Here is a 9,947-nt window from a genome sequence, read left to right as displayed (position 1 = left end):
GCCGCCGCCGCAGAGGCGGTGCGCACGATCACGACACCAGAGATCTCCGCACTCGCGGGCCGCGTGCTCCTCGGCGTGGTGCTGCTGTGGATATGGAATGACGGACTCGGCGGTGCGCTGTGGGACTACGTGCAGGACCGTGAGATGTTCGTCCGACTCGTCGCCGCGGTCGGCACCGTCCTTCTCGCCGTGAGCGTGGGACTGCACATCATGTCCCTGGGCGTGTGTGCGACCCGATGCTTCCCGGTGGCGGTCGGCGGCGTCGGCGTGCTCGCGGCCGCCGCAGGCGGCGCGTGGTCGAGCGAGCGGCAGCACCGTGCGCGCCACGAGGCCGCCCACACCGTGGCCGCACTCGCTCTCGGCGCCACCGTCCACTCCGTCGACATCCACCCCCGTAGCAACTCCACCGGCGGAATGACCGAGATCCACTGGAACATCCCCGACCTCAGCTACGGCGACCGCCAATGGCGGCAGCTGGTGGGCGTGCTGGCTCCCTACACCGCCGACGTCGACGCCCACCGCGAACTGTCCGCCGCCGGCACCGAACTGGATCTCGTCGACGCCCGGGGTCGGGTCTTGACGCTGCTCGCACTCGACCACCACCCAGACGGGGTCGATGCGGACTTTTCCAGCGATGGTCTCCTGCTCGTTGCGATCGCCCGCGCCCGCGACATCCTCGACGCCCACCGCAACGAGCTCGACGCAATCACGGCGGCCCTGCTCGAGCACACCACGCTCGACGCCGCCGCGCTCGAGGAGCTGTGGCCGCACGACCTCGCACCGGCGACCGATGCCGACGGTGTGCGCGTGAGCGTGCACCACACGCAAGGGGAGGACCTATGACCAGCCCGCACGACCGCGACGGCCGGTTCTACGGCTACAACCAAGACCCCTACAACCGCGACCCGCACCGCGACCCCTACACCGGCGAACAGATCGAGCCAACCCGACCGCTCAGCGGTAGCGACACCACCCGGGAGCACGAACCCACCCCGATCGCCCGGGCGCAACCGTTCCTCGACGACCGCAGCTCCACCCGCACACCGCGGCTGCGCGAGGTCTCGGCGACCATGTACCGCTACATCGGTGGCGTCGCCGTGAGCGCTGTGATCGCCGGCCTTGGCGCATGGTTGGTCACGACGGTGGCGGTCTGGATTGTCGGCGCGGTCGGCGACTTCTACGTCCGGGAACCGGGCGCACCCACCGCCGACACGGTCGACGTCGGCGCAGCGGTGTGGCTGGCAGTAGCCGCCACACTCGTAGCGGGCGTGCTCGCCTGGGTCATGACCCTCGTGCTGCCCATGCCGATGGTGTTCTTCCGCATCGCGGCACTCCTTGTGGGCCTGCTCGTCACCGCCCGCATCATCGTCAGTGACGCGCCCGCCCAGCAGTGCATTCCCGCCATCGCCGCGGTCGGACTGGTGGGGCTCGTTGTGCTCGGTCTCGTTGGGAGGATGGGCGAGACAATCGCCCACGACCGCAAGGACCTCACATGAGCGAGCACCACCCCGAGCGCAGCGAGTGGACACGGGAACGGCAGTCGTTCTCCTGCACCGACGACATCTGGAACGCCGCGAAACACGCCTGGGCCGACCAGCTCGACGAGCACCCGGCATGGACCGACTGGCTCGAAACCGCGATCGCCGAAGCCGTCGACACCACCCGTGCGCTCCACGGCGGGCAGCTGGCGAGCGCACCGGCGCGCATCCCGCCCGGCCGCCGCGACGGCACCACCGCCGGACCACCCCGGCGTCGACGGTCCTTCACTTGCCAACCCCACATCTGGGCGGGCGCCCGCGACGCGTGGTGGACCGAACGCCGCACCTACCCACAACTGAGCGACTGGATGCAGGCCGCGATCGCCACGAAAGCCGGACTCGTAAAACCCATCACGGAAGGACCTCGCCATGAAACGCACTAAGACCGCGCCACCACCGGCGCCCGAACCGTGGAACCCCGACCAGTGGCCCGACCCCGAGCCTGACCCGCCCGTGGCGACCGACCCGGCGCCGACACAGCCAGCACCGGCGGTCGACAGCGAGCACCTGCCCGATGCGCACCTCGACGACGTCGACGACTTCGTGCCACCCCACTTCGGCACCGTTGCTGCCGCGACTCCACCGGCGACCCAACCCACCGCGGTGGGCGATGACGACCGCGGCGCCAAGCGTGGGCCGTCACGCGCGTTGCGGCGTGGTGCGATCCTCCTGGGCGCGGTCGTCGCCGCGGCCGCTGTGATCGGTGTTGGTCTCGTACTGATCCTGCCCGGCACCGACCAGCCCGCGCCCCGCGATCCCGTGCAGGCCCTGACGTCGACGCCGCAGCCGTCGACGACCACGGGTGCAGCCGCAGGCGATGCCGACTGTCCCTCGACCGTGCGCGGCAACGTCACCACCGGCCGCGACCCCGGCGACCAATCCTCCGGCGCCGGGGTAGTCAAAGCATTCGACTACGCCTACTACGTGCGTCGCGACGCCGTAGCCGCGCGAGCGTTGGGCACCCCCGCCGCCCGGATGGGCAGCGCGCAACAGATGCAGCCCTTCATCGACAAACGCATACCCGGAACCCGCCACTGCCTGTCGATCACCAACGAAGGCAAAGGCCTCTACACCGTCGAACTCACCGAGACCGCACCGGGAGGAGGTGCCCCGACCGTCTTCCGCAAGCGTGTGCAAACCACGACCGCCGACGGAAAGAGCTGGATCGTCTCTATCGAGGCGATCACCTAACAACGAATCACCCGGACTGCCACCTCAGCAGCCCACCAACCACAACCGAAAGGACCGTGAGCCAGTCATGCCGTCTACTCACAGCCCCACCGCCCGCCACCGCGCAAACCCCGAACACTCGCGCCGCCACCACCACCTCACCGCCGCCGTGCTCGCGGCCGCGGTGACCGCCGGACTCGGCCTATCCGCCGCGCCCGCACTGGCCACCCCCGACCAAGGCGGAGTCACCCCGACCCCGCCGAGCCAGGGCGGGGTCACCGACACCCCGACCCCTGACGACCAAGGCGGAGTCACCACACCCCCGCCCCCGCCGGCCACCCCGCCGGGCCGCGGTTTCATCCCGCCGCCACCGCAGGAAGCGCCGTACCAGCCCTACGTCGAACCGCAGACCTACAACGCACCGACCTATGAGCGGCCGTACACCCCGGCACCACCGCGCGCCTACACCGCGCCGAAGCCGACGCCGCCGGTGAAGCCGATCGCACCCCCGCCCGAGATGATGCGCGTGGGCAACTACGTGGTGCCCGTCACCGACGTCAAGAAGCAGGTCCCCGGTATCACCCAGGAACAAATCAACTCGATCAACGCCTGGTCGGCCTACGGCGAAGCGAAGATCGCTCAGGGCCTGATCAGCGTGGGCGTCCCCGAGGACGAGGCGTCGCGCCAAGCCGCGGCGACGATCATCGGCGTGATGGGCGGCGGCACCGCCGGTGCGCTCGCCCTCGGCGTTCCCGCCGCGGTCACCGGCGGAGTCGGGGGCGCCCTGATCGGTGGTGTCACCGGCGCCATCATCGGTTCGACCCTGGTCGTGCCCTGGCCCGGTGCCCACACCGGGACTGGCGCGCTCATCGGCGCTGGCGCGGGTGCGGCGATCGGTGCTGCCGCCCTGGGCATCCCGGCCGCCGTCGTCGGCGGCATCGCCGGCGGCACCCTCGGCGGTTTCCTGGCACACGCTCTTGGCGCCGGGGACCCGGGCGCGAACCCGGCCCGGCCGCGGCTCCCCGGCCAGCCCGAACCCCGGCCGCGCACCGCTCCGCAGCAGGCACCGACCGGACCGAACCAGTTCGAGGTGCACTTGCCCGCGCCCGAGGCGGCACGCGCCGGGTTGCCGGCCGTGGACTATCAGGTCAACGTCCGCGGCGACGTGTCGGCCTCGGTCGACGTGGCCGGTCAGACGATCCGGGCGGGGTGGTCCGGCGAACAGGCTCAGGCCCCCTATGCAGTCCTGGGCGCAGCCGCACCGCAGGCGCAAAAGGCGGTCCGTGAGGTCACCAAGGACGTCACCGACCAACTGAGCAAAGCCGTCCCCGGGTTGACCGTGAGTTGGCCCCACGCCCCCGCACCCGCCGGGCGGTAACCGATCCGGTGAGCGGGTGGGAGGCCGTCACGAGGGGTGCGGCCTCCCACCCGGCAAGCCAGTGCAAGTGTCAGTGGGACGTGATAGGCACGGACCAACCACAAACAGCCAGCCGCGGCCGCGCGGAGACCTTTCGAGCATGAGGAAGCAGGACCACATCATGGATACCGGCGTTATCGCGATCCTCTGTCTGCTCGTCGTGTGCGTCTTCTTCGGGCTGCTGGCCCTGCTCATCGGCTACCTCACCGATCCACCCCGACCGGCACGCTGGATAGCCAACCCCTACCCCGGCCGCTCGCCCTACTACGATCCGGGCCGCACCTGGACACCACTGGTTCAGCGCGCGCTCCTGGTCGGCGTCGCCACCACGTTCTGCCTACTACCCGGGCTCATGCTCCTGGGCTTCGGCGCATCAGCGAACACCGCCGGCCGCAGCCGTAGCCGCAACTGAGGGTTGCGAGTAACGCGAGAATCCCTACTGTCACCACCATGGCCACAGAACTCTTCGACTGGCTCGGTCTGAGCCCGACACAAGGACGAGTGGGCGTTGTCGCACTCGTCCTCATCGCGGTGTGGATCGGATGTGAAGCGTTGCACCGCAACGCGAGCATCAATGTGTCCACCCAGATCCGGACACTCACCGCCTACCTCGCCGGCGGCGCCGCCCTGCTGTTCGCGGGCCTCGTCCTAATCTGACCCGCGCACCCGGCGGCGGGCGATCAGCGCGAGGACTTCAGCGACCTCCTCATTCTCGGTGAACTCACCGCGCGCCGAGCGAGTCAGAAACTCGATGTCGTCACGTTGCGGGTCCCAGCCCTCGAGGACGTTGTTGTCGATCGCCTGCACCACTCCACGGACCTGGCGGTCGGTGAGACCCGAGAACAACTCCGGCCAACGGGCGATCCATCGTGACTCAGTCATCGCCACCTCATTCCCCGCCGTCAGTCGGGGAGTTCCCCGACGTCGAAAGAGTGCGGCCACTGGAAGAACCCGCCCGATGGAGAGGGGTCCCACGTGTAGGCCGGGGACAGTCGGTAGGTCCACACCCGGTCCTGGTGGGTGATGTCGGCGTAGGTGACGCCGTTGACGGTGCGGCGACGAATGCGCCCGCCGTCGTCGCGCCACCGGGAGAACGCGGCCAACCGCGGCGGCGCCTCATCGGCTTCCATGGTCAGCGGGAAATCGGTGAACGTGCCCTTCTCGCACTCGTAGTGGCCACGGTCGGGGTCGTGGACGGTGACGTTCATGGCTTCATCCTTCCCCGGGGTCCGGGAGGTCGTGGCGCAGGCGGTGCATGGTTTCAGAACAGGGCGATTTGGTCGCGGGCGGCGAGTTCGGCGGCGCGTTGGTGGGCTTGTGCGACGGCGAGTTTGACGGTGGCTTCGGGTAGTGCGAGGTCGTGGGCGATGTCGGCCCAGCTGCGGCCGTGCTCGCGCATATCAGCGGCGAGGTCCTGCACTTCGCGATCGTGGGCGTCGGGGTCGTCGTCAGTCGTCACGGCGTGCCTTTTCCGCTGTCGAAGCCGCGGTCGCGAAGGTGTTGAACATCGGGGATGCTAACCCGCGCAATGAAGTAGCACTGGACCGCTCCTGCAACGAGCACCACAGCGCCGCACACCCACGTCGTGGTATTCCCGTTGTTGAGGGCGGCTGCGGTGGCACCGCATACGACGGTGATCGCGGCCAAGGCCATCGCGACCCGTTGGAGTTGCCGTGCACGGGCAACAGCAGCCGCCGCGTCCTCGCGGTGGCGAGGCCGGAAGTGGTCAACGCGCTGCCGCACTATCCCTGAGGCGAGGATCGCGACGGCCCCGACCACGATGAGGATGGTGGCTGTCAATTCCATAGGTGCTCTCTCCTTCGGTGGTGGAAGCCTGGCAGTGCGTCAGATGCGGGCGAGCGTGTCGCGGATGGCCAGCCACCGGGTTTCGGCGGTCTGCTGGTGGCCGGTGAGGGCCGTCCAGTGGCCGGCGAGCTCGACGGTGGGGCGTTCAGCGGTCACTTGGGTCATGCGGGCCAGTAGTGCGCGGTAGCCGCGGCGGTACCAGCCGTCGACGAGAGCGGCGGCGAGGTAGGGCAGGTCGGCACTGTCGGCGACGGGGCGGCCGTGACGGGGTGAGGCGATTTCGAGCATGACGCTGCGAGTGCGGGTGGTCAGTCCTCGATCGGCAAAACGCGCATTGACCAGAACAGGTGTGGCGGGGCTACCTTCGTCGAGCAACGCCACGACGGTGTCGAACACGTCTTGATGCACTGCACTGAGGAACACCACACTCCCGGCGGGAAGCACCCTGGTGGTAGTGCCGGCGTCGCGGTCGGCGCGCGAGCCGATCAGCGCATCGACGACCTGGCGGGCCCGGGCCGGCGGTGCCCACAACAGCGCGGTGAGCATGTCCAGTTCCAGGGCGAGGGTGTTGTCGAACTCGGCGGTGTCCTCCCCGACAGCTCCCGTAAGAGTGAGGTCATCACCGCTGGCAACGGTTTCCAGTTCAGGCAGCGGCTCGATCGCGGTGGCCGGCGGCTGCGGCAAATCGCGGTGTGCGACCTCGGGATTCTCGGCCATGACGATCACCTGCTGTCTCCTTGTTCGTATCGGCGGGTTACGCGACGTCGCTGCGGACGCCGGTGAGGTCTTCATGTGCCCACTGTTCGCATTGGGCGGCCAGTTCGGCGAGCTCGTCGCCGTAGCGGGGATCTCCCTCGGCGTAGGCCAGTTCGGATTTCGCCCAGTAGGCCACGGCGCGCGCTGCGTAGTCGGTGGTTGTCATCGTCATCGTGTCCGGTGGAGGTAGTGAGCATGGGTGAGCGGGTCGGTGAACGCATCCCATCCGCCGGTGTAGTTGCCGGCGACCAGCGCGCGGACCTCGGGGGCGGTCAGGTCGGTGCAGTCGGCGGGGAGTTGGTCGGTGCAGTCAGCGATCCAGGCCCGGGCTTCGTCGTACAACTCGACCTCGGTCACCTCGACGAGGTGTTGGGGTGTGGCGGTCATCGTCGATCCCCTCCTCGCCTCAGGCGGCCTGTGTGCTGAGCGCTTTGATGTGATCGGGACGGAAACCCGACCAGTGGGTGTCGCCGGCGACCACGACGGGGGCTTGCAGGTAGCCCAGGCTCATCACGTAATCGCGCGCGGCCTCGTCGGTGCTGATGTCGACCACCCGGTAGTCGAGTCCCTGCTTATCGAGGGCCTTATAGGTGGCGTTGCACTGCACGCATGCGGGCTTGGTGTAGACGGTGATCGCGGTTTTCTCGCTCATGGTCCGGGCCTCTTCTCTGGTGTCGTCGCGAGAGGTTTACTCTTAGCTCCGATTGTACCGTGAATAGTGTTGTTGCGCAATAGGTTTGCGCATTTCACGGTAGGTTTTGAGGGTGTCTGGTGGTGGTGCTTTTCCTGATATCTGCCGCCCATTCGCCCTGGCGGGGTGGGTCAATGGAGCGCAGGGGAGAAGTCGCCGCGAAATAAGCGGCGCCGAGCGGGAGCGAGGCAGAGCGCGTGGCGAGTTGTTGCCGAAGCGGAGTTGACGCGGTCCGTCTGGGCGCCATGACAATTCGGCAGACCAGGCAAAGTCCCGGTGGTGAGCGCGGATAGTCGCCAGGGCCGTCAGTGCGCGCGTGCGTCTGAAATGTGTGTCAGGGCAGCGAGAAAGGGTAGGGGTGTGCACATCGGGGGAGTTCGCACCCCTACCCTTTCCGTCCTGTGAGGTGCGGTCGTCGTGAGGTTGTGTGGCAACGCCCGGTACGACCGCCCGGTCACGATAACAAAGATTGAGTTTGCTGTCCGCGCTCAACGATGCCGGGTGTGCCACTCGCGGGGGTGGGCACGCTGGGTGCCGGGCACGGCGCGCAGCGCCTGCGGTGCTTCGGGTTCGATGCCCGAGGCACCGGACCCGCCCCGCCTGCGCGGGGTGGGTCCGGGCTCGGCGGTCAGGCCGTTGCGGTGGTGTCGGTGGTCTCGCCCTGGGGGCGGTGGCCTCGGAGTTCGGGGTAGGGCACGGTGTGGCGAATCATGCGGCCGCCGAACGGTGCCGGTGTTTGGACGCTGACGGTCTTTTTGTTGGTGCGCAGTACGGGCGTCCATCCGTGGTGTCGGATCTTGACCAGGTCACCGGCGGTGATGGTGTCGGGACTGTAGTCGCCGGCCTTGCCGTCGGCGATCTGGGCGGTACGCACGTCTGTCCAGTAGGTGATGTTTGCGGCGCGTTCGGCCATGCGGGCGATGAGGCGGTCGCGGTACTCGCCGGTCGCGGCGGTGGTCTTCTCGGTGTGTTTGACGCCTCGGCCGTCGGTGAACAGGGTTCGGGTGTGTCCGTCGAGGGCGCGTTGGTCGGCGCGCTGCTCGGCTTCGAGTTTCTGGATCCGGTTCGCGACGGTGACCGGGTTGTGCCGGAGTTCGGTCGTGCGGGCGGCGGATTCGGCGCGGTTGGCGGCGTGGTCGGCGTCGCGGTCGGCGGCTACGGCTTTGCCGAGGGCGTTGTGGGCGCGGTCGATCGCGCGGCGGTGCCGGCCTTCGCTGTGGTGGCCGACCTTGATCGGTTCGCCGCCTGGGGGGAGCGCGGCGGTGGCGCGTTGCTCGGCGGTCCATGCGGCCTCGGCGGCGGCGGCGCGGCGGTCGGCTTTGTTCTCGAGTGCGGCGACCCGCTCGGCCTGACGCGCGGCGCGGTCGGCTTCGGCCTGGGCGGGGTCGCGGTGGGTGCGGTCGATCTCGACGGTGACGGTGTGGCCGGCCTCCTCCAACGCGCGGGCGGCGCGGGAGATCTTGTACTCGTTGGGCTGACGGTCACGGCTGGACTGAATGCCCATCAGGCCGAGCGAACGAAACCAGCGAAACCCGTTCGCCTTCAACAGTTCGTAGGTGCCGTCACCTCGGACCATGCCGTCGGCGAGGGTGCCGTCGGCGGCGGTGTGGGTGATCGTGATTTCGGTTCATGGGTTGGGGTTCTCTCCTGGTGGTGGGTGTGGGTGGTGGCGTGGTCAGCGGTGCAGGGCGAAGTCATGGACTTTCACCTGGCGGGGGGCGTCGATGCCGTCCAGGTCGGGCAGGGTGGCGGTGCGGTGTCCGGCGGCGTGGCGGCCGGTGAGGGTGAAACCGTGCTCACCGGGGGTGACCATGGCGAGGTACCAGCTGGTACCCATCGGGCTACCGAGCAGGCCGGGCACGTACTTGGTGTGTGAGGCGCCGGTGTGGGCGTTGACGGTGGTCACCTCGGTTGCCCACGTCACCGACACGAGCGCGAACAGCGGGCCGTCGAGGTCGGTGACCGGCTCACTGGTGCCGGCGGTGAGTGGTTCGACTGGGGTCCCGGGGTCGGGGTGTCCGGGAAAGGCGTCGACGCGGCCGATGATGCGGGCGCGGGTGCCGTCGCTGAGGGTCGTGGGGATGGTGGTCAGTGCGGCGCGGCTGGTGGTCATGGTGTGCTCCTTCGGGTCTGGGGGTGAGGTGGGTCGGTCAGTGGGCGTGGAGGTCGCGGCGGGCGGCGGCGCGGTCCTGGCGGTTGGCCTGGCGCTTGGCGGCGCGGATGGTGTGCCGGTTCTGGTGGGTGCGGCTGGTGTTTGTAAAGACATCGCGCTGGGTGCCGTTGCGGGTCGGGCGTGCCATCGTGGGTTCCTCCTGCGGCCGGGTGGTTTGTTTGACACCTGCCATCTCGTCGCCGGCGGGAGGTCGGTGCAAGGGTGTTCACAGCGAAAAAGTCATCCGGGGCGCAGCCCTGTAACCCGCAGGGCGGATTAGTTTTTCGCGGCCCTTGTCGCCGGGCCGACCAGAGGTACGAGAATGGAAGGGGGCAACAAACCCCTGCCCGTGCGGCGCAGCCGCACACCCCTCGTTCCGGGACGCAGTCCCGGTCCTGTCAGAGTGGCGGCGCAGCC

18 protein-coding genes are annotated in these 9,947 nt (G+C 68.9%); 7 read left to right on the top strand and 11 right to left on the bottom strand.

The window, feature by feature from the left end; genetic code table 11:
- The 7 genes from AB4Z55_RS26820 to AB4Z55_RS26790 form a co-directional block, all read left to right on the top strand.
- Positions 1–843, top strand: an 843-nt coding sequence (locus AB4Z55_RS26820; RefSeq protein WP_369521100.1) for a hypothetical protein, incomplete at its 5' end; no start/stop codon positions are given.
- A complete protein-coding gene (locus AB4Z55_RS26815; RefSeq protein WP_338857987.1) occupies positions 840–1,496 on the top strand; it encodes a hypothetical protein in 657 nt (218 codons plus the stop codon). The genes AB4Z55_RS26820 and AB4Z55_RS26815, both read left to right, overlap by 4 nt.
- Positions 1,493–1,921: a hypothetical protein gene (locus AB4Z55_RS26810; RefSeq protein WP_238423087.1), complete on the top strand. Its 429-nt coding sequence runs from the start codon at positions 1,493–1,495 to the stop codon at positions 1,919–1,921. The genes AB4Z55_RS26815 and AB4Z55_RS26810 overlap by 4 nt, the downstream gene beginning before the upstream one ends.
- Entirely contained in the window at positions 1,908–2,729 is an 822-nt protein-coding gene (locus AB4Z55_RS26805) for a hypothetical protein (protein ID WP_338857986.1), read from the top strand. The genes AB4Z55_RS26810 and AB4Z55_RS26805 overlap by 14 nt, the downstream gene beginning before the upstream one ends.
- 67 nt (positions 2,730–2,796) lie before the next feature.
- A complete protein-coding gene (locus tag AB4Z55_RS26800; protein ID WP_338857985.1) occupies positions 2,797–4,086 on the top strand; it encodes a hypothetical protein in 1,290 nt (429 codons plus the stop codon).
- Positions 4,087–4,246: 160 nt separating this feature from the next.
- Entirely contained in the window at positions 4,247–4,537 is a 291-nt protein-coding gene (locus tag AB4Z55_RS26795) for a hypothetical protein (RefSeq protein ID WP_338857984.1), read from the top strand.
- 38 nt (positions 4,538–4,575) lie between these two features.
- Complete coding sequence (locus AB4Z55_RS26790) at positions 4,576–4,782, top strand: hypothetical protein (protein WP_338857983.1); 207 nt, start codon at positions 4,576–4,578, stop codon at positions 4,780–4,782.
- Here the strand turns inward: AB4Z55_RS26790 and AB4Z55_RS26785 are convergent.
- The 11 genes from AB4Z55_RS26785 to AB4Z55_RS26735 all read right to left on the bottom strand — a co-directional run bounded on the left by AB4Z55_RS26785 (position 4,774) and on the right by AB4Z55_RS26735 (position 9,678).
- Positions 4,774–5,007, bottom strand: coding sequence for a hypothetical protein (locus tag AB4Z55_RS26785; RefSeq protein ID WP_338857982.1), 234 nt, complete (start codon positions 5,005–5,007; stop codon positions 4,774–4,776). The genes AB4Z55_RS26790 and AB4Z55_RS26785 overlap by 9 nt on opposite strands.
- Before the next feature lie 20 nt (positions 5,008–5,027).
- The gene (locus AB4Z55_RS26780; protein WP_338857981.1) at positions 5,028–5,333 is read right to left on the bottom strand and encodes a hypothetical protein; all 306 of its coding nucleotides are present in this window, start codon (positions 5,331–5,333) and stop codon (positions 5,028–5,030) included.
- A 53-nt stretch (positions 5,334–5,386) separates the two neighbouring features.
- On the bottom strand, positions 5,387–5,584 hold the full coding sequence (locus tag AB4Z55_RS26775) for a hypothetical protein (RefSeq protein ID WP_338857980.1): 198 nt from the start codon (positions 5,582–5,584) through the stop codon (positions 5,387–5,389).
- Positions 5,581–5,931: a hypothetical protein gene (locus tag AB4Z55_RS26770; protein WP_338857979.1), complete on the bottom strand. Its 351-nt coding sequence runs from the start codon at positions 5,929–5,931 to the stop codon at positions 5,581–5,583. The genes AB4Z55_RS26775 and AB4Z55_RS26770 overlap by 4 nt, the downstream gene beginning before the upstream one ends.
- A gap of 39 nt (positions 5,932–5,970) precedes the next feature.
- A complete protein-coding gene (locus AB4Z55_RS26765) occupies positions 5,971–6,657 on the bottom strand; it encodes a hypothetical protein (protein WP_338857978.1) in 687 nt (228 codons plus the stop codon).
- Between the two features lie 28 nt (positions 6,658–6,685).
- Positions 6,686–6,853 carry a hypothetical protein gene (locus AB4Z55_RS26760; RefSeq protein ID WP_338857977.1) on the bottom strand — a complete coding sequence of 56 codons (168 nt, stop codon included), beginning with the start codon at positions 6,851–6,853 and terminating at the stop codon, positions 6,686–6,688.
- Between the two features lie 2 nt (positions 6,854–6,855).
- A complete protein-coding gene (locus tag AB4Z55_RS26755; RefSeq protein ID WP_338857976.1) occupies positions 6,856–7,074 on the bottom strand; it encodes a hypothetical protein in 219 nt (72 codons plus the stop codon).
- 19 nt (positions 7,075–7,093) lie between these two features.
- Positions 7,094–7,339 (bottom strand): glutaredoxin-like protein NrdH, encoded by a 246-nt coding sequence (gene nrdH / locus AB4Z55_RS26750; RefSeq protein WP_338857975.1) that lies wholly within the window; start codon positions 7,337–7,339, stop codon positions 7,094–7,096.
- Between the two features lie 667 nt (positions 7,340–8,006).
- Positions 8,007–8,954, bottom strand: coding sequence for a DUF3560 domain-containing protein (locus tag AB4Z55_RS26745; protein ID WP_369521099.1), 948 nt, complete (start codon positions 8,952–8,954; stop codon positions 8,007–8,009).
- A gap of 99 nt (positions 8,955–9,053) precedes the next feature.
- A complete protein-coding gene (locus AB4Z55_RS26740) occupies positions 9,054–9,491 on the bottom strand; it encodes a hypothetical protein (RefSeq protein ID WP_338857973.1) in 438 nt (145 codons plus the stop codon).
- A gap of 37 nt (positions 9,492–9,528) precedes the next feature.
- A complete protein-coding gene (locus tag AB4Z55_RS26735; protein ID WP_164905370.1) occupies positions 9,529–9,678 on the bottom strand; it encodes a hypothetical protein in 150 nt (49 codons plus the stop codon).
- Between the last annotated feature and the right edge of the window lie 269 nt (positions 9,679–9,947).

The sequence above is a fragment of the Gordonia sp. ABKF26 genome (assembly GCF_041103195.1).
GTDB lineage: Bacteria > Actinomycetota > Actinomycetes > Mycobacteriales > Mycobacteriaceae > Gordonia > Gordonia terrae.
Note: the sequence above shows the minus strand (reverse complement) of the source record. Positions and strands in the feature narration are given on the sequence as shown.